We start from the raw sequence: 26,625 nt of genomic DNA, 5'->3' as shown, positions 1-26,625 counted from the left end.
TTATCTATTAATTCCTCTTAACCTTTCAGATCTTCTTCTTAATAGTTCTGCACTAATTAGTATTAAAGTTGAAAGAATAATTAAACATGTTGCAACAGCTAAAATTGTTGGACTAAGCTGCTCTCTTAAACCAGTCCACATTTGTACTGGAATTGTAGTATTTTCTAAACCAGCAAGAAATAAAACTACAACTACTTCATCAAATGAAGTTACAAATGCAAATAAACCTCCTGAAATTACACCTGGTAATATCAATGGAAGAGTAATTTTCATAAAAGTGTTTACAGGGTTACTACCTAAGCTAGCAGCAGCTCTTGTTACACTATGATCAAATCCTGATAATGTTGCTGTTACAGTAATTACAACAAATGGAGTTCCTAGGATTATATGAGCAAAAACTATTCCTGTATGTGTTGCTGCTAAACCAACTTTTGCCATGAAAAAGAATATTGCAACACCTGATATAATTAATGGAACAATCATTGGTGAAATAAGAGTTGCCATTATAATTCCCTTATAAGGCATGTGCCTACTGCTTAAACCTAACGCAGCCAATGTCCCAAGTATTATCGATCCTATCGTTGCAAATATTGCAATTATAAAACTATTTTTTGCAGCTAGTCCCCATGGGTTTTTGGTTCCATAAACCATATCCTTGTACCATCTTAGAGAAAAGGCATCAGGATCAAGATTTTTCATTCCTTCAGAAAAAACTAAAAATTCTTCAGCATTAAATGATAATGGAAATATTACGAATAAAGGCGCAACTAAAAAGAAAAATACAAAAGCACAAATAGCTAAATAAACATAATGCCAAATTCTATAACGCGTTTCTGTATAACTTGGTAATGCCATCTTTATCCTAATTTAATATTATCAACTCCAACTAATTTGTTATAAATCCAATACACAACTAAAACTCCAGTTAACAACATCAATCCCATTGCAGATGCAAAGCTCCAGTCCAAAGTTGTTTTCATATGGTATGCAATCTGGTTACTTATCAAAGTTCCAGAGGCACCTCCTACCAATGCTGGAGTAATGTAATATCCTATTGCCAATATAAATACTAATAAACATCCCGCTCCTATACCTGGAATAGTTAATGGGAAATAAACTTTCCAAAATGCAACAAAAGGTGTTCCACCTAAAGATTTTCCAGCTCTCATTAAACTAGGAGAGATTGTTTTCATGACGCTGTAAAGTGGAAGAACCATAAATGGCAATAATATCTGTGTCATCGCCACATAGGTACCAACTTTATTATACATCATTTCAGGCCTGTTATCGTCTGCAACTAATCCTATCATCACAAAGAAATCATTAACGACTCCTTGTTGCTGTAATAAAATCATCCAACTTGCAGTTCTGACCAATAATGAAGTCCAAAATGGGAGAAGAACACAAATCATTAATAGATTTGAGTACTTCATTGGTAATGTAGCCAATAAATGAGCAATAGGATAACCCATTGCAAAGCAAAATAGGGTTACAAAAAACGCAATTTCAAGCGTTCTTAACCATAAAATTCTATGAATTCTTCTATCCTCATCTACTTGAGCGATACTTCCATCAGCAGCATAATACATATCCATACCTTTTAGATATTTAGCTAATGTATATGGTGGTGCTGTCCTTTTTATAGCTTGCCAGTACTCAACTTTACCCCAATTTTTATGAACCTTCATCATCTGTTCTTTGAAACTAGCGTTTTCATCTATCTTTTTTCTTTTAATATTTCTAAACAATCTTTTGGTTGTTGAATTAAAACCATTTTTTTCTTTATTTAATCTTTGACCAAGTTTTCCGTGTTCTTGTTTTTCAACAAGAGCTTTGTAATCATAATAAAAAGCAGAAAAAACTTCTTCAGGAGGTAATTCTCGTCCATCCCAATTTTCCATTTCCTTAAATGTTTTTGGAAGCATGTTTGTGATCATTTTGTCATCAATACTTCTCGTAAACATTTCTCCAATTGGAAATATATAAGTGATGACTAAAAATAATAACAAAGGAGCAACTAGAAGGAAGGCTTTAACTTTATTCTTCCTTTCTGCTTTCTTCAAACTGACTTCTAGTGGTATTCCGTCAGTTGTTAAAATTTGTTTTACTTCAGAGCTCATAAAAAAAATAGGGCGGCTAGTTAATAACCGCCCTAAATATATTATATAAATTCAGTGATTAAAACTGAAATTATAGGCCTGCTTTGAAAGCTTCCCACTTCTCACCAATCTCTGTTCCATAGTCAGCCCAGAAGAATGGGTCTACTAAGAAATAGTTTTTAGTGTTAGCAGGAGCAGTTGGCATTTGAGGCATCATGTCTGTTTTACCATCTTTGTACCATGGCTCACCAGCAGTGATTACATCAAGAGAAGATTTTCTCCATGGAGCATATGCAATATACTTCGCACTACCAGCTAACATTTCAGTGTTAGTCATCATAGCTAAAGCTTTTTTAGCATCTGCTTCGTTTGGTCCACCTTTAACTAAAGCAAAGTATTCATAGTCAAGACCTTGACCATCCCACACTTGTTTAATTGGAGCACCTTCACCAACTTCTGCATTGAAGAATCTTCCGTTCCAACCAGTCGCCATAACAACTTCACCAGCAACTAGTAATTCAGGTGGTTGAGCACCTGCAGACCAGAATACACATCCACCATTTGGATCTGTACAAAGTTTCTTAATTTTGTTTAACGCTCTGTCGATTCCACCGTCTGCTAAAAGTTTTCTGTAAACTCTAGTTCCGCCGTCACCTAACTTTACGCCATCCGCAGCTAAAGCAATTTCTAAATTAGTTAAAGCACTAGTGTAGATTGCTCTTTTTCCTGGGAATTTTTTAGTGTTAAAGAAATCTTTAATAGTTTTAGGCTCTTTACCACCAAATGCTCTTGTATCAAAAGCATAGTTCCAAGAATATAAGATGTTTCCTACAGCACATTCACTTGGCATTCCTGTGAAGAAGTCTTCACTTGCAGGAGTTCCATCTGGTGCAGCTGGGAAGTCTTTGTCAAAATCAAATTTAACAAACAAACCTTCGTCACATCCGTTAATTGTATCGAATGCAAATAAGTCTATAATATCCCAAGTAATAGCACCTGCTTCTTTTTGTGCTTTAATTTCTGATAAACCACCAGAGTAATCAACCCAGTTGATTTCTATTCCTAGTGCCTTAGCAGTTGGATCACCATACCCTAACTTTTGAGATTCTGTATAAGCTCCACCCCAAGATGCAACAGTAACTGCAAATGCTGATGAAGTTATTGAAAGAGCAAAAGAAAGAGCAAGTAATAATTTACTTAATTTTTTCATTATTCCTCCGTTTAAACATTAATATAAATTAATTTATATAAATAAAGTACACCAAAATGAGCAAGTGAAGTCAACAGCTCATTTTATCTTATGTTATTTTAGATTTTTGATTAAACCTATTTTGGATCTAAAGCTCTAGCATCAACACTGTTCCAACCAATGTTGATATCTTCTTTTACTTTTAGCTCAAGGTTAGAGGTACTGTTTGGTACTTTTAAAATGAACTCAGAACTACCGAGTAAGTCTAGTCTAACTCTTGTGTGGTCACCATGGTAAATTACTTCCTCAATTTTTCCAGTGAACATATTATCCATTTTATCAGTTGGATTTATCAACGCTCTTTCTGGTCTTAAAGATACTGTAGTTTTTTCACCTTTTGATTTTACCGAAATAGGGTTGGCTAATATTTCTGCATTACCTAATTTAACTTTACATTTATTTTTATCTATATCTGAGACCTCACCATTAAATGTATTATTTTCACCTATAAACTCTGCAACAAAAGAATTTACTGGTTTCTCATATAGTTCTGCTGGATCAGATAACTGTTGAACTTTACCATCATTAAATACAGCTATTCTGTTTGACATAGTAAGAGCCTCACTTTGATCATGAGTTACATAGACAACAGTTACGCCTATACTTTCATGAATATGTTTAATTTCATACTGCATGCTCTCTCTTAAATTTTTATCTAATGCACCAAGTGGTTCATCCATTAAAACAACAGCTGGATCAAATACTAGTGCTCTTGCAACAGCAACCCTTTGTTGTTGTCCTCCAGAAAGTTGTGCTGGCATTCTAGACTCAAATCCATTTAAAGAAACCATCGACAAAGCTTTATCTACTTTTTTATCAATTTCATCTTTTTCAACTTTTCTTACTCTTAAAGGAAACGCTAAATTTTCATAAACTGTCATGTGAGGAAATAGTGCATAATTTTGGAACACCATTCCAATTCCTCTTTTGTGAGGTGGAATGTTTGAAATAATATTTCCGTCTAATAAAATTTCTCCATTAGTTGGAGTTTCAAATCCAGCTAACATCATTAGACAAGTTGTTTTACCTGAACCAGATGGCCCAAGCATCGTTATAAACTCACCTTCAGCAATATCTAATTGAAGATCTTTAACGACAAGTACTTTGCCGTCATAACTTTTATCTACTTTATCAAATTTTACGAATTCTGGATTTTTAGACATAAAGTTGATTATTAAACATTTGTGAAAGTAGAATTCAATAGTAAATTAACTCTTGATATGAAGCTCTTTTGGAAAATTACAAAATAACTCTGAACCATTTTCTGTAACTCTAATAGCCTCAGACGCCTCAACACCCCAGTCACCAAATTGCATCACAGCAATCATATGAAAACAAACATTTGGCTCAAGTACTGTCTTGTCTCCTTTATATATATTAAGAGTATGCTCTCCCCAATCAGGAGGGTAACCAATCCCTATTGAATAACCAGTTCTTGATCTTTTTTCGATGCCGTATTTATCAAGTATTTTCCAAAAAGCTTGAGCAACATCATCTACAGTGTTTCCTGCTTTAATTGCTCCAATACCTGAGTTTAGGGCTTCAATAGTTTTATTCATTGTATCAATTTTTAATTGATTAGGTTTTCCAAGCAAAACTGTTCTCGCCATAGGAGCGTGATATCTTTTATAAACTCCAGAAAGTTCAATAATTGTTGCTTCTCCCTCAACAAATTTATCTTGAGTAGCAGTCAAATGTGAAGCAGAAGTACCTTTTCCTGTTGGAAGAAGAGTTGCAATACTTGAATATTCACCACCAAATTCCTCTGTTCCATAAAAAAGTGCTTTTTGAATTTCACCAACTGCATCACACTGCCTTACACCAGGTTTAATAACTTCCATTGCAGTTTTCATTCCTTGTTCTGAAATTTTTGCTGCAGACTTCATGTAATTTATTTCTGCGTCAGATTTTGTAAATCTTGCCCAATTCACCAATCGATCACTGTCTTTGATTTTGGCATTTGGCAAACCTTGTTTTATTTTTTCATAACAAAAAGCTGTAAAATAGTGAGCATCCATCTCTAAACCTATTGATAGATTATCCCATTTTCTCTCTTTAATTATTTCAACTAATCTATCGTAAGGATGTCTTGGCCAAGTATGAATGTACTCTTCATCATAAACTAAAATATTTTTATCTTTTAAATAAGTTTTTATATAAGCGCCACCTGCATCTTGAGCTCTTACAAAACATAATGGTTCGTCTGCATTTACATGAACGATTGCACATTGAGCATAATAGAATGACCAGGCGTCATAACCAGTTAGATAATATAAATTATTAGTGTCATGAGAAATTAAAAGTTCGATGCCTTTTTCTTGCATCATTTTTTGAACTTTTTTTAATCTTTGTTTGTATTCTTCTTTAGTAAATGACATTAGTTTGCCTCAAATAGTTTTCCAAATCCCTCAACAGAGTTATTTTTATTTATTCTTACAAGTGTATCCCAAATTAATGCTTGATTGCTAGATAAAACAATTGTGTTTAATTTTTTTTCAAGTTTATCAATAATTGGTAATACAGGTAATGCTGTACACGAAACAAACAAAGCCTCTGCCCCATTTAAATTAATTTTTGATAATACTTCATATAAATAATCTTGATCTACTTTACCAATGTCATAATCAGCCTCGATATCAAAGTAAGAATTAGAGGTAATTTCAAATCCCTCAGTTTTAAAATATTCTAAAACCTCATCATTTAGTTTTTTACTATATGGTGTGAACAAAGAAATTTTTTTTATATTTAATTTTTTTAAAGCTTTAATTGCTGCAGTGCTTGGCGTTGTAACATCAGCCATTGGTTTTGCTGCTTTTACTTTTTGTTCAATAGAATTATATCCAGCTGCAATGGTTCCAGAGGTACAACCATAAACAACACAATCAATATCTTGATCTGGTAAAATATCTTTTGCAACCTCAGTTACTTTGTTAGACATTTTAATCAGGTTTTCTCGAGTTAATGGATTGTAACACTCAATACGGTTTACAAAAAAATCAATTTCCCTGTCTTTTATGACATTAATGAAATCTCTCTCAATCATAAAATCACTTGCAAGAGCTATTAAGCCGACTCTTGGATTTGATTTACTAATGTATTTTGGATCTATTTTTGTTGAATTCATATTTTAAAAGATGAATATATCAGAAGTTCTTTAATAATCATTAATATTAAATTAACGACATGAATTTAAAAGATACCTTCATCGCATCGCTGGTTCCAATTTTTTTAGGATTTGGTTTTGTCATTGCAAAACCAGCATTTGAATCCTTTCCACCAATTTTATTAATGGGTTTAAGATTTATATTTGCGGCATCAATTTTAGTCTGGTGGTTTCCAATACCGAGAGGATATTTATTAAAAATATTCATAGCATCTTTAATAGCAAATACTTTACAGTACAGTATTACTTACTCTGGTTTAGACTTAATTGATGCATCATCTGCGGTTTTGTTAGTACAAATGGAAGTACCGTTTGGAGTTATTTTTGCTTACTTTATGCTTAAAGAGAAACCAACAGTTAGGGCTTTAATTGGTATTGGTATAGCATTTATGGGCGTTTATGTTTTAACTGGCTCACCAAATTTAGATGGAAAAATTATTGGTATTGGACTGACGATACTAGGCTCTGCTATTTGGGCTCTTGGGCAAGTAATGGTGAAACCTTTAAGTAAAGAAATTAACCCTTTAGCGTTGGTTGCTTGGATGGCATTATTTTCTGGTCCAATTTTAATATTACTATCAGCAATCATTGATGGAAATACTATAAATTATATCTCTAATGCAAAAATTGATCATTGGATTATTGCAATCTACATTGGTTTTATAATGCAGCCTGTAACATATGGTTGCTTTTATTATGTCATAAAAAACAATCCAATTTATAAAGTTCTACCAATTGTAACTATGGGAATTCCTCCAACAGGATTATTAGCTGCAATTTTTCTTTTGGGAGAAGAGCCGACAAAAGAACTATTCATTGGTGGAGCAATAATAATAGTTGGTGTGATATTGATAGTTTTTACAAAAAATAAAAAAGAAGAGGTTAAATAATGAAGATAGGTTTTATTGGTCTAGGAAATGTAGGCGCTAAACTTGCAGGAAGTTTACTGAGAAATGGATTTGACTTAACAGTAAGAGATGTAGATCAAAATTTAACAGATCAATTTAAAAATTTAGGCGCAAAAGTTGCAAACTCTGGAAAAGAACTTGCAGAACAAGTTGATCTTGTAATTACTTCTTTACCATCCCTAAAAGTAAGCGCAGAAGTTATGGAAGCTGAAGATGGAGTGCTTGAAGGACTTTCTGAAAATAAAATCTGGCTTGAAATGAGTACTACTGATGAAGCTGAGGTAAAGAGAATTGGAGAAAAAGTAATTGCAAAAAACGCTATACCTTTAGATGGCCCAGTAAGTGGTGGTTGTCATAGAGCTGCAACAGGAAATATTGCAATTTTTGTAGGTGGTGAGAGAAAAGCATTTGAAAAAATTTTACCTGTCTTAATAGTCATGGGAAGAAAAGTTTTACATACTGGTGAATTGGGTACAGCAAGTACTCTTAAAGTAATTACAAATTATTTAGCTTCAGTACATTTGGTTGCTTTAGGAGAAGCTTGGACAGTTGCAAAAAAATCTAATCTAGATCTTGAAAAAACATTCAAAGGAATTGCTGCATCATCAGGAAATTCATTTGTTCACGAAACAGAAAGTCAGGTAATTTTAAATGGATCTTATAATATAAATTTTACAATGGATTTAGTTTTAAAAGACACAGGCTTATTTGATGATCTAGCGAAGAAGTTAAATGCTCCTCTAGAGATATCTCCAAAAATTGTTGAAATATTTAAAGATGGACAAAAAAAATATGGGTCTAGAGCTTGGTCTTCTATGATTGTAAAAAGAATGGAAGATTTGAATAACATTGATTTTAGAGCTAAAGGGTTTCCAGAAGAATTAGTTGATAATGAGCCTGAGGAAAAAGGATATGAAATTTAAATATTATGCTAAAATAAATTCATGCTAGATAAAAGAAAATTTTATATTGATGGTGAATGGGTAGATCCAATTAAGAGGAATGACTTTGATGTTATCAATCCATGTAATGAAGATCCTTGCGCAGTAATTTCTCTAGGATCCACTGAAGATACAAATAGAGCTGTAAAAGCTGCAAAAACAGCATTTGAAACTTGGAAAGAAACCTCAAAAGAGGAACGAATTAAATTATTAGAAAAATTATTAACTATTTACAAAAAAAGATTTAATGAAATGGCAGAAGCTATTTCATTAGAAATGGGTGCTCCAATGGATTGGTCGACTGATGTTCAAACAGCATCAGGAAGAGATCATTTAGAAGATTTTATACTAAGACTTAAAAATTTTAACTTTGAAGAACATTTTGATGAAAAATCAAATAATCATATTTGTTATGAACCAATTGGAGTTTGTGGATTAATAACTCCTTGGAATTGGCCAATAAATCAAATTGCTCTTAAAGTTGCTCCGGCATTTGCAACTGGTTGCACAATGATTTTAAAACCCTCAGAAATTGCTCCTATATCGGGAATGTTGTTTGCTGAAATGATCCATGAAGCTGGTTTTCCTAAAGGAGTTTTTAATTTAGTAAATGGTGATGGAGCTGGAGTTGGAACAGACATTTCAAGTCATCCAGATATTGATATGGTTTCTTTTACTGGTTCAACAAGAGCTGGTAAATTAATTTCTAAAAATGCTGCTAATACAATTAAAAGAGTTTGTCTTGAACTTGGGGGCAAAGGTGGAAATATTGTTTTTGCTGACAGTTACAAAGATGCAGTAAGGGATGGTATTCGAAATGTAATGAGTAATTCAGGACAATCTTGTGATGCACCTACAAGAATGTTAGTTGAAAAATCTATTTATGAAAGAGCAGTAAAAGAAGCTGTTGATGAAGCTAATAAAATTAAAGTTGATCAAGCGACTAAAAAAGGAGATCACATTGGTCCTGTAATTTCAAAAGTTCAGTACGACAAAATTATAAATCTTATTGAAAGTGGAATTTCTGAGGGAGCAACTTTGGCTGCTGGAGGACCAGAATTGCCAAATGGTTTAAATAAAGGATATTTTATTAAACCAACTATTTTCACAGATGTTACTAATGAGATGAGAATCGCAAAGGAAGAAATCTTTGGGCCTGTTTTATCAATTATTCCATTTGATACTGAAGATGAAGCAGTGAAAATTGTAAACGATACTTCTTATGGTTTAGGAAATTATCTTCAAACTGATGATAAAGAAAAAGCTCATAGAGTTGCAAAAAAATTAAGATCAGGATGTGTTTATATAAACGGTAATGCAGCTGATGTTGGAACACCTTTTGGTGGTTACAGGCAGTCCGGAAATGGAAGAGAAGGAGGAGTTTGGGGATTGGAAGAATTTTTAGAGGTAAAAAACGTAACTGGTTGGAATTAATTTGAATTTCTCAAATACCTTAATCTTCCTATAATTTCATCACGATCCATGTAATATCCTTGGAGATGTCTGTGACCAGAATTTGGATCAAATTCAGTTCTCCCATGAAGCAATCTTCTATTGTTGAAAGTAAATATATCTCCTGGCCCTAATCTAAATTTAATTTGAAATTTATCATCGTGTAATAAATTTCCAAATCGATGATGAGCTTTATAAACTTTGTCCATTAAATCAGGATGGCAATCTAAGGCATCCATAGTTGCAACACTAAATCTAATGTCGTGATAATCATTATCTTTAGTTAAAGAAATTGCTGGCGCATAATAACTTCTTACTGACTCTTGTGTGTAATCCATATCTCTAAATTTAAGGTGAACATTAACTAGTGTATCAAAGATTTCCTTTTCATTTTTTCTTAAATAATCTGCAACTGCAAATCCATCTACAGCTGAAGAATCTCCACCATTTGCAGAATTAATCAGGCAGTGAAGGAATTGATAACCTGGAGGTGTTTCAAACCAAGGTAAATCCATATGATTTCTCAAAGCATGTGCTGTATAAGCAGAATTGTTTGGTTTTGGAATATTAATTACCTCAAATGGAGTTTTAAAAAAAGTTTCTCTAGTATGACTAATTCTATTTAAAACTTTAAATCCAGAGTTCTCATCTGTCGGTGCATTTTTTACAATTGCAATTCCAGTATGATGCAAAAGTTCCAACCATTTAATTAAGCCTTCATCTGAATTAACGATTTCATCATGATCAATTTCTACAGATTTTAAATGATCTTGAAGAGAATTATCCCAAAGCTTGTAGGGTGATTTGTATTCTAAATTGTTTTTAATTGTATAACAATTATCTCTCAGCCATTTTTGATCATAATAACTAACATGATCTCCTTCACTCCACTCAATTTGGAGTTTACCATCATTGCTCAAAGAAAATTTTTTAGGATTTATATCTTTAGATACTTTGAGAATGTTAAACATTCTATGACGAGAGTCTTTGTCGTGTGCTGTAGGACAATTATCTCTTAACCACAAATAATTAAACTTACTTTTTTTTCCATCACTCCAATCAACTTCTAAATTAGTAGAATTTTTAGTTATATTTTCAATTTTATAATTTTGTTCCATCAACTTTTATAATTTGAATTTTCACGATCTAATTTTCTTAATAATGCAGCCCACTCTGTTTTTCCATCATAATTATAATCATCTGAACTACTCATATTGTCCCAAAAATAAGCAGCTTTTTGTTTGTCTATTTCATGTTTACTTAATCCCATAGATAAGTTTTTAACTTGAACAGTACATGCTTGTTCTAAATAATAAGCTCTAAAAAATGCTTCTGCAGCAGTTTTACCTACCGTGTAGTATCCATGATTTCTTGTAATTAAAATATCGTGCTTCCCTATAAGGTTTTCAAATTTTTTTCCAAAATCTTTATCCTCAACAAATTCATAATCGATATATCCAATTAAATGATTTAAATAGACTGCTGCTTGTGAAAGATGCATCAAACCTTCTTTAGTTCCTCCAACTGCCATAACATCATTAGCATGTCCGTGAACATAAAAGTTAACATCAGAACGTGAATTAAAAATCCATTGTGCAAGATTGATACAACCATCATTTAACCATGGTCCATCTGAATTTATTTTTCTACCATCTTTATCAATCTTTACTAAAGATGATGCTGTAATCTCTTCATAAAACATTCCATAAGGATGAACAAAAGAACAATCTTCATCTTCAGCTGATCTAGCTCCAGCACATTGATTAGCTAAATCTGTCATCCCATACATGTGTAAAATTCTATAAAGAGCAGATAGTTCGCATCGAATATCTTGATCTGATTTGGTCATAAATTAAATGATTATTAAAATGACCAACAAAATCAAACAAAATCGAATTTTTAAAAAGCAATTATCAGTTGTATAGAAATTGTTTTACATTGTACGCTATGAACTGTTAGAACTTAATTGATGTCAAAAATCGAAATCAACAACGTATATAAAATCTTTGGTAATAATCCAAAATCAGTGCTTCCAATGGTCAAGGAAGGTTCAACTAAAGATGAAATATTAGAAAAAACTGGGCACACAGTTGGTTTAGATAATGTATCTCTTAAAATTGAAGAAGGCGAAACGTTTGTTTGCATGGGTCTTTCGGGCTCAGGAAAATCTACATTAATTAGACATTTAAATAGACTTATAGATCCAACTGACGGTGAAATTTTGGTTGAGGGCACAAATGTGATGTCGCTTGATAAAGAAAAGCTAATTGAGTTTAGAAGACACAAAATGAGTATGGTCTTCCAAAGGTTTGGATTATTTCCACATAAAACAGTTTTGCAAAATGTTGGATATGGTTTGGAAATGCAAGGCAAAGCAGAAGATGAGAGAAACAAAATCTCAATGGAAAAAATTGATGCTGTTGGATTAAATGGATTTGAAAATCAATATCCAAATCAATTATCTGGTGGAATGCAGCAGCGTGTAGGTTTAGCAAGAGCATTAGCAACTGATACAGACATAATGTTAATGGATGAAGCTTTTAGTGCTCTAGATCCACTTATAAGAAGTGATATGCAAAAACAACTTATTGATCTTCAATCAGAATTAAAAAAAACAATTGTATTTATTACTCATGATCTTGATGAATCATTGAGATTAGGTGACCATATTGGAATTTTAAATTCAGGAAAATTAGTACAAGTTGGAACTCCAGAAGAAATTATAATGAACCCTGCAGATGATTATGTAAAAGCTTTTGTTAAAGATGTTAATAGAGCAAAGGTAATCAAAGCAAAAATAATTATGAAAAATTTAAATGAATCTGAAAATATTGATAAATCAAACGTTATTAAAGTAAATGAAGATCAATTTATTGAAGAATTTTTACCTCAAATAGTTTGTTCAGACTCAAATTGTGAAGTAGTTGATAAGAACGGTAATATTAAGGGTTATATTACTAATCAAGAATTACAGTCTTCTTTAACTAAATCTTAAAATAATATTATTTAGCAAATCTTTTATATTTTGGAAGTTTGTCATTGATTTGATAAAAATCTGACTTTGAACCTACAAATATATTTCTAAAAGTTTTTAGTTTTGTTTTACCATCAAGCATTCCTGCAGAAATTGAAACATTGTCAGATTTGTCAACTTTAAAAAATATACTTGCTCCACATTTATTACAAAAACCTCTCTTAGAATTCTTAGACGACTTAAACCACTTTAAGGTAGTTTTATTTAAAAATTTAATTTCTTTGTCTTTAATATTTGTATAGGCACCAAATATACCATGAGTTTTTCTGCATTGAACACAATGGCAATTTGATACACTTCTAAGTTTATTAAGTGTTTTAAACTTTACACCTTTACATAAACAACTAGCTGTTAATACTTTTTTCATAAAACTTTATTATATGATATTAATATTAAATTAAATTATTAAATGTCTGTTTTTCTTAAAAGCTTCACTATCACAAATAATTGGGTTGATTATAACAATCACATGAACATGGCCTATTATGTTTTAATATTTGATGAAGCATGGGAAGTAGCGCTTGAAAAGTTTAAAATGGGAGCAAGTGCAGCAAAAAATCTAAACAGAAGCACGATGGTAGTAGAGACAAATACTAAATATCTTAATGAGGTCAAAGAAGGTGAAAATGTCGATATAAACCTCACTTATTTTGACCATGATAAAAAAAGATTACATTTAAAAATGGAAATGATTGTAAAAGAGACTAAAAAAATTTCAGCATCGATGGAATGGATATCTTTATATATTGATCTCAGCAAAAGAAAGGTAACAGAATTTGAAGAAGAAAAGTTGAAGTTGATGGCTTCTTTTATAGAGAAAAATGAAGCTAAATTTTCAAGTGAAAATCTTTTGTTCACCTCAAAACTTAAGAAATAATTAAATATTATTCATTATCTTATTTTGGTATAGGTGCGAAATGAGTACCGATAATAACTCTAAAGGAATTGTTCTTATTATTATTGCAATGACTTTATTTGCAATGCAGGACTCATTAATCAAATTTATATTTGAAAAAGCAGCGTTGTATGAAATTTTTTTTGGCAGATACTTTGTTGCTGCAATTTTACTGTTTTGCTACATCAAATTTAAAAAACAAAAGGTTAGTTTAAAAACTTACTATCCAATTTTAACCTTAGTAAGAGTAGTTTTGCATTTTTTGGCTTTTTCAGCATTTTTTATTTCTCTAACTTATATGCCATTAGCTACAGCTAATGCACTTTTTTTCTCCTGCCCCTTCTTTGTTTCAATCTTTGCTAAATTTTTTTTAAATGAACATATTGGGATAAGAAGATGGTCTGCAATTGTGTTTGGTTTTATTGGTGTGTTTATAGTTTTAGATCCAAATTTTTCAGACTTTGAATACAGAAGTCTACTTCCAGTCGGATGTGCATTTTTTTATGCAGCTTCTATGACAATAACGAAATATACATCTGACAAAGATGATGTAAATACTCAGTTATTTTACTTTTACTTAATTGCGCTCATATTATGTGGAGCTATTTATCTGTTTATGGGCAATGGTCAGTTTAACAATTCTCATTTTGATCCAACAACTCAATTTATTTTTAGAGAATGGTTTTCTAACTTTGATTACACATGGAAATTTATATTATTTTTTGGTGTAGCAGCATCAATTGCTTTTCTTTGTATATTTTCTGCATACATAGTTGCATCTCCATCGGTTGTTTCTTTATTTGAATACTCTCTAATTATAATGTCGATGATACCAGGGTATTTCCTATTTAACGAGATTCCATCTGGAAGAATATTTCTAGGTGTTGCCTGTATAATAGCAGCAGGAATATATATCTATTTAAGAGAAAGAGTCAGAGAGCAGTACATTGCTACAGAAACACCTGTTAGAAGATGACCAAAAATTATATACCCACAATTAATATATCATCACTTATCAAAAATAATTTTGAGACCCGGAGTGCGTTAAAAACAATTAAAGAAATTGAGAAAGCTTGTGTAAATATAGGTTTTTTTCAAGTGACTGGTCATGGTCTTGATTTGAAAGAAATTAATAAAATATGTGGAATAGGAAACAAGTTTTTCAATTTGTCAGACAGTAAAAAAAGGAAATTATCACCAAAAAAATGGAATAAAAAAAATAGCAATCTTTACAGAGGTTATTTTCCAAATGATGTAAATGGAAAAGAAGGTTTGGATATAGGAGATTTAAAAATTACCAAGAAATATTCTTCAAAAACTAGAAACCAATACATTGAATATTTAGATCTAAATAAATGTTTTAACAAAACTTCCATTAAGGCTTTGAATAAATATTTTGAAAATATTTACAATTTAAGTGAAACTTTATTTAAAAGTGTAATTAAATTAAATAAACTTGATCCAAATATTTCAAACAAAGCTTTTGCAAGGTTAAAAACTTTAAGTACTTTAAGATTTAATTATTATCCAAATCAAACAAGGCCAGTGGAGATATCAAAACAAGATGGAGTTGCACTTGGATGTGAAACGCATGTAGATAGTGGAATATTTACAGTTCTATACCAAGATAAAAAAGGTGGTCTTCAAGTACAGAATAGAAAAACGAAAAAATGGTATGATGTGCCATTTAATAAAAAAGCTTTGGTAGTAAATACAGGAAGAGCTTTAGAGTTTTTAAGTAAAGGTAAATTTAAAGCTACAAATCACAGAGTGCTATGGAATAAAAGCAAGAGACTTTCCGTTCCATTCTTCTTTGAGCCCTCTTATGACTTTAAAATGAGTAAATCTTTCCTTAATTCAAAAAAATATTCTAACACAGGTAAGATTTATGAAAAATTTTTAAATCAATCTTTAAAAAAATTTATCGAATACCAGCGTTAAAATAATTTAAGTCATTGAAAAATTATTATTACATTTTATAAACAATTCAGTTTGATGTCTAAAGTATTTGATTTATTCATAATAGGTGGCGGTATAAATGGAGCTGGTATTGCAAGAGATGCTTCTGGAAGAGGTTTGTCTGTATGTTTAGCAGATAAAGGAGAAATAGGAGGAGCAACTTCTTCTTGGTCAACAAAATTAATTCATGGTGGTCTCCGTTATTTAGAAAATTATGAATTTAAATTAGTAAGAGATTCTCTTAAAGAAAGAGAGATTGTTTACAAAATTGCAAAACACATTTCAAAGCCAATTCCATTTATTATTCCTCATACTGATAAAATTAGACCAGCATGGTTAATTAAATTTGGTTTGCTTTTGTATGATAATTTGGGTGGGAAAACTAGTATTCCAAAATCAAAAACATTAGATCTTAATAAAAAATTTCCAAATATTCTTAAGGAGAAATTCAAAACTGGTTTTCAATATTACGATATTCAAATTGATGATAAAAAATTAACAAAACTAAATGCACAAGATGCAAAAAAAAATAAAGCCAAAATACTAGAATACAATAAAGTTAAAAAAGCTGAAATTATTAATAATGAATGGGTCATTAGTCTTCAAGATAGAAAAAAAATAAAATCAAAAGTTTTAATAAATGCATCAGGACCATGGATAAATGAAAATTTGCATAAAAATATAAAAATAAAATCTAAAAATAAAATCAGATTAGTTAAAGGTAGTCACATAATTACAAAGAAATTATACAAAGAAGATGTTGCATTTACATTTCAAAATACAGACAAAAGAATAATTTTTGTAATTCCCTACAAAAAGAAATTTTCATTAATTGGAACAACTGAGGTGGAAGTTAAATCTCCAGAAAATACTGGAATATCAAAACAAGAAACTCAATATTTAATTCGATCAGTAAATAATTATTTAAGAAAACAAATCAGCAAAAAAGATATAGTTGATACTTATTCAGGAATAAGACCTCTAATAGAGGATTTTAAAGAAGCCTCAAAAGTTACAAGAGATTATGTTTTTGATTTACAAATTGTAAAAAAATTACCACTTTTAAACATTTATGGAGGAAAACTTACTACATACAGAAAGCTGTCTGAAAAAGTCCTATTAGATCTTAAAAAGTTTTTACCCAAAACTAAAAAAGGTCCATGGACAGATAAAAAGAAGCTTTTTTAGATTTCCACTGCTATTAAAAAGTGATACGTTATTTTATAAAGCGATACATAACTCGTCGTTGAAATCAAAGATTTGCGAAAGTGGGATCGGTCGTCTTTAAATTAACTTTTAAAGGAGGCTTTATGAAATTTGGTTATTTTTGCAATACCACTAACTGGACACACAAACCATATCATCAATTATTAGACGAAACTAAGGAAATCACAGAATATTGTGATCAAAATAATTGGAACTCTATTTGGTTTACTGAACACCACTTTAATCATGAAGGAATGGAGTCATGCACTAACCCAATAATGATGGGGGTAGATGCAGCTGCAAGAACAAAAAATATTAGAATAGGACAAGCTGCAAATGTAATTACATTTCATAATCCTATAAGACTAGCAGAGGATATTGCTACGCTAGATCAACTTTCAAAAGGAAGAGTTGAAGTAGGTGTTGCTAGAGGAATTTACGGTAGAGAAGCAATCAATTTAAACAAAGAAGCTGATCTTAAAGACCAGGCAAAAAACTTCAGATTGTTTGCTGAAACACTTGAAGTGCTAAAAAAAGCATGGAGTGAAAAGTTTTTTAGTCATCAAGGTGAGTTTTATACATATCCTTCTCCAAATTATGTTTGGCAACATGATATGAGCCCACCAAGTGAAGAATTTATGAATATGGAAGATAACACATTGAAAAAAATTAGTGTTTTGCCACAACCTTTTCAGAAACCTTATCCTCCTATTCATCAAGTAGTTGATGGAATTAGATCAATTGAGTGGGCAGCTGAGAATAATATTAATATTATAATGTGGATACCAACAGTAAAAGCTCTAAAGGCAAAATTTGAAGCTTATAAAAATAAAAGATCTGAAGTAACCAAAAAAAATATTCCTTTAGGTGAAGGTGTATCTCTAGTTAGAGATATGTTTGTAGCTGATACAATGGAAGAAGCTAAAGAAAAGGCTGGTGAACACATGGTAAATTATATGCGTTGGGTTTGTCATTGGCGTGGTCTAGGCAATCATATGGATCCAGGTGAAGAACTTCCAGAGACCAAAGGTAAGCTGGATTTATTAAATTATGAATTTTTACACAAAAGAAATATGTTATTTGGAACGCCTGAATATGTGATTGATAAAATTCATGAATTAAAATCTGAATTAAATTTACAAAACTTACAAGTTTGGTCAAACTTTCCTGGCGTGAAACATAAAGATTGTATGAAAAGTATTAAACTTTTTACAGAAAAAGTTATGCCTCATTTTCTAGATGATTTAGGTACTGAAGTTAAAAAAGTTTCGTGATCAATTCCAAAAAAAAAATAAGCGGTGGTCAAGCTGCCGTTAGAGCTCTTAAAAGAGAAAAAACTAAACACGTTTTTGGTTTAATAGGTTCTGCAACAATGGAAATGTTTGATGCTCTTTATCATGAAAAAAGTATAAAATTTATTGGAGTTAGAGATGAGCGAACTGGAACACATATGGCTGATGGATATGCAAGAGCATCTAATAAGCATGGCGTAATTATTGCAGGTCAAAATGGACCAGGTGCAACAAATTTAGTGACTGGGGTAGCGCAAGCAAAAGCCGCTTTCTCTCCTGTAGTTGCGATTGCAGGTTCTTACTCAACAAAAGATAAAATGGAAGATGCTTTTCAAGGCCTAGATCAACAATCCTTGTTTACTCCAATTACAAAAAAGACTTGGACTGTAAAAAATTCTAAGATTGTTCCTAAAGTAATTGGCGATGCATTTGATTTATCAATGAAACCAAGAAGAGGACCTGTTTGTATCAATCTTCCAAGAAACATATTGGCGGAAAAAAATACTTACAATATTAATATAAATAAACCTTCGTTCTCAAGTGAAAGTAATCTTAAAGTAAATAAAGAGAGAATAAATAAAGCAACTAAATTGCTACTGAAATCAAAAAATCCTACAATAATTGTTGGGGCTGGAATTAAATATAACTCAAAATATAGAGAAGTTATTAAATTGGCAGAATTGCTTAATGTTCCAATTGTTACAGCCGCAGGTCATGGAGATGCCATACCATTTAGTCATAAATTAAATGCAGGGCAAATGGGGCCAAGAGGCAATCCTGTTGCATCAAGATTAGTCAAAGAAGCAGATATTATTTTAGCTATCGGTACTCGACTAGGATTCAATTCAACATTTTACTCTTATGAAAATATAAATAAAAAAGCAAAAATAATTCAAATTGAATTAGAAAAAAAAATGATTGGAAAGTATTTTCCAGTATCAATAGGAATTCATGCAGATGCTGCAACAGCCACTGTTCAATTATATAAAGAAATTAAAAAAGAAAAAATCAAATTAGATGTAAAAAAATGGACTGATTTGTATTTTAAAGAAAGAAAAGAATTTTTAAATAATAGAGAAAATGAAAATTTAGGAAAAAATTTTCCAATCCAACCAAAAGGTTTGTTTAAACAACTAAGAAAAGTATTACCTAAAAATTCAGCGATCACTTTAGATGCAGGAACCTTGTGCTTACAAGCAACAGACGCTTTAGAATACTATGATCCCCCTTCTCTATTTACACCTTTAGATTTTGGCCTAGTTGGTTTCTCTTTCGCTTGTGGACTTGGAGTTAAAGTTGCAAAACCCAAAAAAACAGTTGTAAGTTTGATGGGCGATGGTGGTTTTGGAATGACTATTTCTGAATTAAGCACAGCTGTTGAATATGGAATAAATACAACAACTATAGTGATGAATAACCAAAGTTGGGGAGCCGAAAAAGCTTATCAAAAAGATTTTTTTGGTAAAAGATATTTAGGTGCTGATATAACAAGTCCATCTTTTGATAAAGTTGCAGAATTATATGGGGCAAAAGGATTTAAAGTTAAAAAAGTTTCTGAAATAAATGAAGCAGTTAGAGCTGCAATTAAAAGCAATAAACCTTCTGTGATTGATGTTGATGTAGATCCAAAAGCATTATACAGTTTTAGAAGAGATAGTTTTCAACATAGAATTAAAAAATGAAATTAGAACTAAGAAAATTTACAAAATTTGTAGACAAAACTTTTATTGAAGGAGGCAAGGAAGCAAAAGAGCCTGTATTATTAGTATCTGTTGCTGCAGTTTTTAAAAATCCATGGCATGGTCAAGGATTTGTTGAGGACTTAAGACCAACTATTTTAGATCTAGCTCCTAAGTTAGGTGATTTACTTGTTCCAGAATTAATAAAAGAAATAGGATCTCCAGAAAAAATACTAGCATATGGTAAAGCAGGAGTAGTTGGACTGGATGGAGAAATAGAGCATGCATCTGCTTTTATTCACACTTTGAGATTTGGAAATAAATTTAGAGACGCTGTGGGAGGCACATCTTATTTAAGTTTTACAAACACAAGAGGACCAGCAGGATCAAAAATTTCTATTCCCATGATGCATAAAACTGACTCTGGGTTAAGACCTTATTATCTAACACATGAATTTACTATACATGATGCACCATTTAATGATGAGGTGGTAATTGCGATAGGTGGAGCATCTACTGGAAGGGCACACGCTAGAACAGGTGATCGATATCAAGATATGAAAGAAATGGGAATTGAACCCAAATAAATCTTGATGACCACTGGAACTACTGCTTCTGGAACTTTTTACTCATACATAAAAAAAGACCAAGAAATTCCAATTGTATTTGTTCATGGTGTAGGTTTAACCCACGAGATTTGGAAACCTCAATTAGATTTTTTTAATGATTATAGTACTCTTGCATATGATATTCTTGGTCATGGAAAATCATCTTTAGATAAGGAAATAATTTCATTTGATGACTTTTCTGATCAATTAATTGATTTAATTAACCACCTTAATATAAAAAAAATTCATTTGGTTGGTTTTTCAATAGGTTCTTTGATTGCGAGAAATTTTGCTATTAATCACAGTTCACATTTACAATCACTAACTCTTTTATGCTCAATATATAAAAGGACCGAAGAGCAACAAAAAATTGTAAATCAAAGATTTGAACAAGCAAAGAAAGATCTTAAATTGTCAAGACAAGCTCTTAAAAGATGGTTTACAGACAAGTATATTGAAAACCATCCAAGTATTTATGATAAAATTAGCTCTATTTTAGCAGCTAATAATATGGATCATTTTCTGAAAGTTTATGAGCTGTTTGTAAAACATCAAAATGATGAGGATTTTAATAAAATTCAAAATCACACTTTAGTTATGACTGGAGAATATGACATTGGCTCTACAGTTAAAATGTCTCAAGAATTAAATGCTTTAATACCAAAAAGCCAATTAAAGATAATCAGGGATGGAAAACATCTTTGTGGTATTGAGTGTGCCGATGATGTAAATTCATCTCTAAACAATTTTATCAAAGAAAATGAGTAAACTTAAAAAATATCAAATGTATATTGATGGACAGTGGGTCGATGCTGAAAACAATAAAACATTTGAAACTTTAAACCCTGAAAATAATGAACCTTGGGCAATTGTTCCTGAAGCAAGTGCTAATGATACTGATAAAGCAGTTAAAGCTGCGCAAAAAGCATTCGAAGGTGAATGGCCTAAATTACTTCCTAAGGAAAGAGCAAAATTTTTAAGAGCTATTGGGGACCAGTTAAGAGAAAATGCAGAAATGCTCGGAGAAATAGAAACAATAGATACAGGAAAATTGTTTAGAGAAACAAAAAAACAAGCAATCTATATTGCAGAATACTATGATTACTACGCAGGTTTAGCTGATAAAGTTGAGGGTACAGTTTTGCCAATTGATAAACCGAATATTCAAGCAATAACCACCAGAATACCTATAGGTGTGGTGGCAGCCATTATCCCTTGGAACTCGCAAATGTTTTTAACTGCCACTAAATTAGCTCCAGCACTTGCAATGGGAAATACAGTTGTAATTAAATCATCAGAACTAGCACCGGCGGTATTATTTGAATTTGCCAAATTAATTGAAAAAACTGAGATACCCAAAGGAGTAGTAAATGTCATAACTGGATTTGGAGACCCATGTGGAAAAACTTTAACAACGCATGATTTAGTTGAAAAAATTGCTTTCACAGGTGGACCAGAAACCGCAAGACATATAATTAAAAATTCAGCAGAAAATCTTTCTGAAGTAAGTTTAGAACTTGGAGGAAAAAGTCCAGTAGCTGTTTTTGATGATGCCGAGCAAGAAAATGCAATTAATGGAATTACAGCAGGAATTTTTGGAGCAAGCGGTCAAAGTTGTATAGCTGGTTCAAGACTTTATATTCAAAAAGGTATCTATGACGAATTTTTAAACAAACTTTCTGAAAGAGCTTCTAAAATAAAAATAGGAGCACCTATGGATCCTGAAACTGAAATGGGCCCATTGAGTAATTTTAAACAATTAGAAACAATAGAAAAAAATATTAAAGAAACTATTGATCAAGGTGGAAAAATTAAATGTGGTGGTGAGAGACATTCTTTTTCAAATAAAGGTTATTACTTTCCACCGACTATAATTGAATGTGATAATCATAATTTACCTGTTGCAGAAAATGAATTATTTGGACCTGTTTTATCAGTAATGAAATTTGATACTGAAGAAGAGGTTATCTCAAAAATGAATGACAATCAGTATGGATTATCTTCTGGAGTATATACCAGCAATTTATCTAGAGGTATGAGAGTATCAAAAGCAATTAGAGCTGGAATAACATTTGTTAATACTTACAGATTAATTTCACCTTCAGCTCCATTTGGAGGTATCAAGGATAGTGGATACGGTAAAGAGGCAGGAATTGACTCAATTAAAGATTACACAAGAGTAAAAACAACTTGGTTCTACACATCAGATGAACCATCTTTAGACCCATTCTCTATCAGATAATAGTTTAAAATAAGCCAATTTTGTCATTGAATATTCAGATTATTCATACTTAAATTAGATTTTATAAATTGTTAACAATAAAGAGGAAGATAATGAGAAAACTATTTATCGCTGCATTTATGTTTGTATCAAGCTTTGGTTCAAACGTTATGGCAGACGGACATTCAATCAAAATGGGAATCATTTTAGGATTTACAGGTCCAATTGAATCTCTTACTCCAGCTATGGCTGCATCTGCAGAGCTTGCATTTAAAGAAGCTTCAGATTCAGGTTCATTACTTGGTGGAAAAAAAATTGAAGCAATGAGAGCGGACTCAACTTGTGTTGACTCAGCAGCAGCAACAGCAGCAGCTGAAGGTTTAATTTCAGGTGGTGTAGCTGCAATTATGGGAGCTGACTGTTCAGGTGTAACAGGTGCTATTGCAACAAATGTTGCTGTACCAAATGGTGTAGTAATGATTTCGCCTTCAGCAACTTCTCCAGGATTAACTACTCTAGATGATAATGGATATTTCTTTAGAACTGCTCCATCAGATGCTAGAGGTGGTCAAATCTTAGCTGACATTACTAAAGACAGAAAAGTAAAAAGTATTGCAATCACTTATACTAACAATGACTATGGAAAAGGTTTAGCTGATGTTTACAAAGCAGCAGTTGAAGCTCATGGTATTAAAGTTACAACTGTAACTGCTCATGAAGATGGTAAAGCAGATTACTCATCAGAAGTAGCAACTCTTGCTTCTGCTGGTGGTGATGCTGTAGCAGTTATTGGTTATCTTGACCAAGGAGGAAAAGGAATTATTCAGGCTTCTTTAGACTCTGGTGCATTTGATACTTTCGTTTTATCAGATGGTATGATTGGTCAATCATTAGTTGATGCATTTGGTAAAGACTTGAGCAAATCATTTGGATCTCTTCCAGGTTCTACTGGCAAAGGTGCTGGTGTATTTGCAGAAGTTGCAAAAGCTGGTGGTATAGATTCATCTGGTCCTTACACTGGAGAGTCTTATGATGCAGCTGCTTTAATCGTTCTTGCAATGCAAGCGGGTAATTCTGCTGACAGAGCATCTATTGCAAAAAATGTAATGGATGTTGCTAACGCTCCTGGTACTAAAATCTACCCAGGTGAATTAAAGAAAGGTTTAGACTTACTAGCAAAAGGTAAAAAGATAAATTACGAAGGTGCTACTGGAGTATCTTTTACTAGTGTTGGTGAAGCTGAAGGTTCTTTCTTAGAACAAGAAGTTAAAAGCGGAAAATTCAAAACTAAAAAACAAAGATAATTTAAATCTTATTTTAAAAAGCCCTGGTAAATTAGTTTGCTGGGGCTTTTTTTATATCTGCTCTTAAAATTACAAATAAAATAATTATCAAAAAAGGAATACACATAAAATTTACTATTTTCCAACTCAACAATGAAATTAAAATTCCTGCTGATAAACTTCCAATTGCTGTAGCAGAAAAAACTATTAGATCATTAAATCCTTGGGCTTTAAATTTTTCTTGCTCATTGTAGGCGGTTACTAACAAGCTAGTTCCTGAGATATATAGAAAATTCCATCCTATACCTAAAAATATCAATGAGGCAAAATAATTTATAAAAGTCGGTTCAAATAAACTTAATGATATTGTCAAAGCATAAAAAAATACTCCCATGTACATTATATTTGAAAAACCAAATCTCTTTATTAGATTACCTGTGAACAATGATGGAAGAAACATTCCAAGTACGTGAAATTGGATAACCAATCCAACTTTGTCTACACTTAATTTATGGACATAATGCATACTAATTGGAGTAGCTGTCATTAAAAATGCCATAACCACATAACCAAAAGTAGCAGCTACCATTGCTTGTAAAAATTTTGGATCAGAAACAAATTCTTTGTAAGTCCTAACATTAGTATTTGTTGAATTGTTATTGTTAGTAATTTTTGAATTTTTATAAAAACTTAAAAAAATTGCAGGCATTATAGTAAGACATGCTAATGCGATATACGATCCAACATAAACATGATCACTAATTAAATCTTTTGTTTTATTTGCTAAAGTAATTCCTATAAATGCAGAGACAATTCCAGCTAACAAAATCATAGAAACTGCCTTGGGTGCTTTGTCTTTTTCAACTGTTTCAGCTGCTGCAAATCTATACTGATGAATGAAAGCCATTCCAGTACCAAGTAAAAAACAAGAAAATGAAAATATTATGAAGCTATTAATAAAGATTGAGTAAGCAGCAAGTAAACAAGCTAAAGAGCTACCTATAGATGCCAAAACAAAACCTAAACGTCTGCCAATAATTGACATAACTTTTGCAGCAAAAATAGTAGAGATTGCTATACCAACTACATAAATTGAAGGAGGAAAAGTAGCTAGTGATTTAATAGTTGAAAGCTGACTTCCGATTATTCCACTTAAAAAAACTGTTACATTGGCCGCTGTGAAACCAAAAACTTGGCTTGAAATAAGTAGCGAAAGATTTCTGTTCATTAAAACATATACTTGTCAGCCATATACATAGCCCAAGCAATTGCAGCACCTAATATAATATATTTCATTTGGTTTATTTTATTTCTATTTTTTCTGGAAGTATACCTTTAGGTCGATACCTCATTATAAACAACAATCCTAATCCCATTAGCAAAAATCTGAAATAAGGAACACTTTCAATTAAATGAGCTTTGATAGCATTTGTTTCAGGAATACCTGCTGTAAAGAAATTAATTAAAAACATTGAAATTGGTGCTGCTTCGATCCATAAAAACCACACAACAAAACCACCTAAAATTGCACCAAAGTTGTTTCCACTTCCTCCTACAATTACCATTACCCAAATTAAGAAAGTATATCTCATAGGTCTATAGCTTCCTGGAGTGAATAGGCCGTCTTGTGTAACAAGCATTGCGCCAGCAATTCCAACAATAGCTGAGCCTAAAATAAAAATTAACAGGTGTTGTTTCACAACATTTTTACCCATAGCATTTGCTGCTTCTTCATTATCTCTTATTGCTCTCATCATTCTTCCCCATGGAGAATAAAGAGCTTTCTGAGTAAGAATTAAAAGTATTATAACAACAACTAAGAACAAACCTGAGTAGCATAGTTTAACAAAAATTGAAGAACCTTCGATTACAAATTGATTTAACGCTGCTTGTCTTTCGGATAAATCAGTAATTAGATCTAACTTACTAGATTTAAACTTTTCTACTAAATTTATAAACCAATCAGTGGTCTGTAGATCGACTTCATATGGGGCAGGTCTCTTTAAGCCGATTACATTTTTAACACCTCTAGTTAACCAGTCTTCATGCTTAATTATTGCTATTACAATTTCTGAAATCAATAGTGTTGCAATTGCTAGATAATCAGCTCTTAAACCTAAAGCAACTTTTCCAACTATAAAAGCTAAACCTCCAGCAAATAATGCACCTACGATCCAGGAGAAAATGATAGGTAAACCAAACCCACCAAGAAAACCAGTTGTTGCAGGATTTACAGCTTCAATTTTTTCAATACCTGGTTCCGCTGTAACTCTGATAATTATGATAGCTGCAATAATTAGAGCTGCAATACTGTAAGTTCTTAGTTTTGATTTTTCAAAATTTTTCAAAATAAATCTGATAACTAAAACCATTACAATGATGAGCCATAAGCACATTAAAATATCAAATCCACCAGCTCTCCATGCTTCTTGGACGGGATCAACTGAAATTATTACTGCAGCAAGACCTCCTAAAGCTGTGTATCCCATTATTCCAAAATTTATTAAACCAGCATAACCCCATTGTATGTTTGCACCCATGGTCATAACTGCTGAAATTAAGCAAAGATTAAATATTGATAATGCAATATTCCATGATTGAAAAATTCCAACTAATAGAATTAGAACCATCATGAT

25 protein-coding genes are annotated in these 26,625 nt (G+C 31.7%); 14 read left to right on the top strand and 11 right to left on the bottom strand.

Annotated features, from left to right (window positions below; genetic code table 11):
• The 6 genes from ACTTA6_RS00685 to ACTTA6_RS00660 all read right to left on the bottom strand — a co-directional run bounded on the left by ACTTA6_RS00685 (nt 1) and on the right by ACTTA6_RS00660 (nt 6,472).
• A complete protein-coding gene (locus ACTTA6_RS00685) occupies nt 1-855 on the bottom strand; it encodes an ABC transporter permease (RefSeq protein WP_440614070.1) in 855 nt (284 codons plus the stop codon).
• Nucleotides 856-857: 2 nt separating this feature from the next.
• The gene (locus tag ACTTA6_RS00680; RefSeq protein ID WP_440614069.1) at nt 858-2,120 is read right to left on the bottom strand and encodes an ABC transporter permease; all 1,263 of its coding nucleotides are present in this window, start codon (nt 2,118-2,120) and stop codon (nt 858-860) included.
• A 70-nt stretch (nt 2,121-2,190) separates the two neighbouring features.
• Nucleotides 2,191-3,309 carry an extracellular solute-binding protein gene (locus ACTTA6_RS00675; RefSeq protein ID WP_440614068.1) on the bottom strand — a complete coding sequence of 373 codons (1,119 nt, stop codon included), beginning with the start codon at nt 3,307-3,309 and terminating at the stop codon, nt 2,191-2,193.
• 116 nt (nt 3,310-3,425) lie between these two features.
• A complete protein-coding gene (locus ACTTA6_RS00670; RefSeq protein ID WP_440614067.1) occupies nt 3,426-4,511 on the bottom strand; it encodes an ABC transporter ATP-binding protein in 1,086 nt (361 codons plus the stop codon).
• A 45-nt stretch (nt 4,512-4,556) separates the two neighbouring features.
• Nucleotides 4,557-5,726 carry a M24 family metallopeptidase gene (locus ACTTA6_RS00665; RefSeq protein ID WP_440614066.1) on the bottom strand — a complete coding sequence of 390 codons (1,170 nt, stop codon included), beginning with the start codon at nt 5,724-5,726 and terminating at the stop codon, nt 4,557-4,559.
• Complete coding sequence (locus ACTTA6_RS00660; protein ID WP_440614065.1) at nt 5,726-6,472, bottom strand: maleate cis-trans isomerase family protein; 747 nt, start codon at nt 6,470-6,472, stop codon at nt 5,726-5,728. Before ACTTA6_RS00660 ends, ACTTA6_RS00665 begins: the two co-directional genes overlap by 1 nt.
• Nucleotides 6,473-6,531: 59 nt before the next feature.
• Here ACTTA6_RS00660 and ACTTA6_RS00655 point away from each other — a divergent pair, with 59 nt between their 5' ends.
• From ACTTA6_RS00655 to ACTTA6_RS00645, 3 genes are read left to right on the top strand one after another with little or no spacing between them, the layout of a single operon-like run.
• Nucleotides 6,532-7,401: a DMT family transporter gene (locus ACTTA6_RS00655; RefSeq protein WP_440614064.1), complete on the top strand. Its 870-nt coding sequence runs from the start codon at nt 6,532-6,534 to the stop codon at nt 7,399-7,401.
• Nucleotides 7,401-8,342 (top strand): NAD(P)-dependent oxidoreductase, encoded by a 942-nt coding sequence (locus ACTTA6_RS00650; RefSeq protein WP_440614063.1) that lies wholly within the window; start codon nt 7,401-7,403, stop codon nt 8,340-8,342. Before ACTTA6_RS00655 ends, ACTTA6_RS00650 begins: the two co-directional genes overlap by 1 nt.
• Nucleotides 8,343-8,363: 21 nt before the next feature.
• Nucleotides 8,364-9,794, top strand: coding sequence for an aldehyde dehydrogenase family protein (locus ACTTA6_RS00645; protein ID WP_440614062.1), 1,431 nt, complete (start codon nt 8,364-8,366; stop codon nt 9,792-9,794).
• On the opposite strand, the gene ACTTA6_RS00640 is transcribed toward ACTTA6_RS00645, so the two are convergent.
• Together ACTTA6_RS00640 and ACTTA6_RS00635 are read right to left on the bottom strand one after the other, a co-directional pair.
• The gene (locus ACTTA6_RS00640; RefSeq protein WP_440614061.1) at nt 9,791-10,930 is read right to left on the bottom strand and encodes a TauD/TfdA family dioxygenase; all 1,140 of its coding nucleotides are present in this window, start codon (nt 10,928-10,930) and stop codon (nt 9,791-9,793) included. The genes ACTTA6_RS00645 and ACTTA6_RS00640 overlap by 4 nt on opposite strands.
• Nucleotides 10,930-11,661, bottom strand: coding sequence for a class II aldolase/adducin family protein (locus ACTTA6_RS00635; protein WP_440614060.1), 732 nt, complete (start codon nt 11,659-11,661; stop codon nt 10,930-10,932). The genes ACTTA6_RS00640 and ACTTA6_RS00635 overlap by 1 nt, the downstream gene beginning before the upstream one ends.
• Before the next feature lie 120 nt (nt 11,662-11,781).
• Here ACTTA6_RS00635 and ACTTA6_RS00630 point away from each other — a divergent pair, with 120 nt between their 5' ends.
• Complete coding sequence (locus ACTTA6_RS00630; RefSeq protein ID WP_440614059.1) at nt 11,782-12,807, top strand: quaternary amine ABC transporter ATP-binding protein; 1,026 nt, start codon at nt 11,782-11,784, stop codon at nt 12,805-12,807.
• A 7-nt stretch (nt 12,808-12,814) separates the two neighbouring features.
• Here the strand turns inward: ACTTA6_RS00630 and ACTTA6_RS00625 are convergent, their stop codons facing one another.
• Nucleotides 12,815-13,213, bottom strand: coding sequence for a GFA family protein (locus tag ACTTA6_RS00625; protein ID WP_440614058.1), 399 nt, complete (start codon nt 13,211-13,213; stop codon nt 12,815-12,817).
• A gap of 42 nt (nt 13,214-13,255) precedes the next feature.
• Between ACTTA6_RS00625 and ACTTA6_RS00620 the strand changes: the two genes are divergently transcribed.
• From ACTTA6_RS00620 to ACTTA6_RS00575, 10 genes are all read left to right on the top strand, one after another.
• The gene (locus tag ACTTA6_RS00620; protein ID WP_440614057.1) at nt 13,256-13,723 is read left to right on the top strand and encodes a thioesterase family protein; all 468 of its coding nucleotides are present in this window, start codon (nt 13,256-13,258) and stop codon (nt 13,721-13,723) included.
• 40 nt (nt 13,724-13,763) lie between these two features.
• Entirely contained in the window at nt 13,764-14,717 is a 954-nt protein-coding gene (locus tag ACTTA6_RS00615; protein WP_440614056.1) for a DMT family transporter, read from the top strand.
• Complete coding sequence (locus ACTTA6_RS00610; RefSeq protein WP_440614055.1) at nt 14,714-15,682, top strand: 2OG-Fe(II) oxygenase family protein; 969 nt, start codon at nt 14,714-14,716, stop codon at nt 15,680-15,682. Before ACTTA6_RS00615 ends, ACTTA6_RS00610 begins: the two co-directional genes overlap by 4 nt.
• A 54-nt stretch (nt 15,683-15,736) precedes the next feature.
• The gene (glpD, locus tag ACTTA6_RS00605) at nt 15,737-16,888 is read left to right on the top strand and encodes a glycerol-3-phosphate dehydrogenase (protein WP_440614054.1); all 1,152 of its coding nucleotides are present in this window, start codon (nt 15,737-15,739) and stop codon (nt 16,886-16,888) included.
• Between the two features lie 122 nt (nt 16,889-17,010).
• Nucleotides 17,011-18,180: an LLM class flavin-dependent oxidoreductase gene (locus ACTTA6_RS00600; protein ID WP_440614053.1), complete on the top strand. Its 1,170-nt coding sequence runs from the start codon at nt 17,011-17,013 to the stop codon at nt 18,178-18,180.
• Complete coding sequence (locus ACTTA6_RS00595; RefSeq protein ID WP_440614052.1) at nt 18,177-19,880, top strand: thiamine pyrophosphate-binding protein; 1,704 nt, start codon at nt 18,177-18,179, stop codon at nt 19,878-19,880. The genes ACTTA6_RS00600 and ACTTA6_RS00595 overlap by 4 nt, the downstream gene beginning before the upstream one ends.
• Nucleotides 19,877-20,464: an amino acid synthesis family protein gene (locus ACTTA6_RS00590; RefSeq protein WP_440614051.1), complete on the top strand. Its 588-nt coding sequence runs from the start codon at nt 19,877-19,879 to the stop codon at nt 20,462-20,464. The genes ACTTA6_RS00595 and ACTTA6_RS00590 overlap by 4 nt, the downstream gene beginning before the upstream one ends.
• Before the next feature lie 6 nt (nt 20,465-20,470).
• A complete protein-coding gene (locus ACTTA6_RS00585; RefSeq protein ID WP_440614050.1) occupies nt 20,471-21,253 on the top strand; it encodes an alpha/beta fold hydrolase in 783 nt (260 codons plus the stop codon).
• Nucleotides 21,246-22,727, top strand: coding sequence for an aldehyde dehydrogenase (locus tag ACTTA6_RS00580; RefSeq protein WP_440614049.1), 1,482 nt, complete (start codon nt 21,246-21,248; stop codon nt 22,725-22,727). Before ACTTA6_RS00585 ends, ACTTA6_RS00580 begins: the two co-directional genes overlap by 8 nt.
• A gap of 92 nt (nt 22,728-22,819) precedes the next feature.
• A complete protein-coding gene (locus ACTTA6_RS00575) occupies nt 22,820-24,010 on the top strand; it encodes an ABC transporter substrate-binding protein (RefSeq protein WP_440614048.1) in 1,191 nt (396 codons plus the stop codon).
• A gap of 31 nt (nt 24,011-24,041) precedes the next feature.
• Here ACTTA6_RS00575 and ACTTA6_RS00570 read toward each other — a convergent pair whose 3' ends face one another.
• Nucleotides 24,042-25,217, bottom strand: a complete 1,176-nt coding sequence (locus ACTTA6_RS00570) for an MFS transporter (protein WP_440614047.1) — start codon at nt 25,215-25,217, stop codon at nt 24,042-24,044.
• A 73-nt stretch (nt 25,218-25,290) separates the two neighbouring features.
• The gene (locus ACTTA6_RS00565) at nt 25,291-26,622 is read right to left on the bottom strand and encodes a branched-chain amino acid ABC transporter permease (RefSeq protein WP_075506298.1); all 1,332 of its coding nucleotides are present in this window, start codon (nt 26,620-26,622) and stop codon (nt 25,291-25,293) included.
• Between the last annotated feature and the right edge of the window lie 3 nt (nt 26,623-26,625).

It is taken from the genome of Candidatus Pelagibacter sp. HIMB1636, from assembly GCF_052047675.1.
Classification (GTDB): domain Bacteria; phylum Pseudomonadota; class Alphaproteobacteria; order Pelagibacterales; family Pelagibacteraceae; genus Pelagibacter.
The sequence above is the reverse complement of the archived record's forward strand: the minus strand, read 5'-3'. Positions and strand labels throughout refer to the sequence as shown.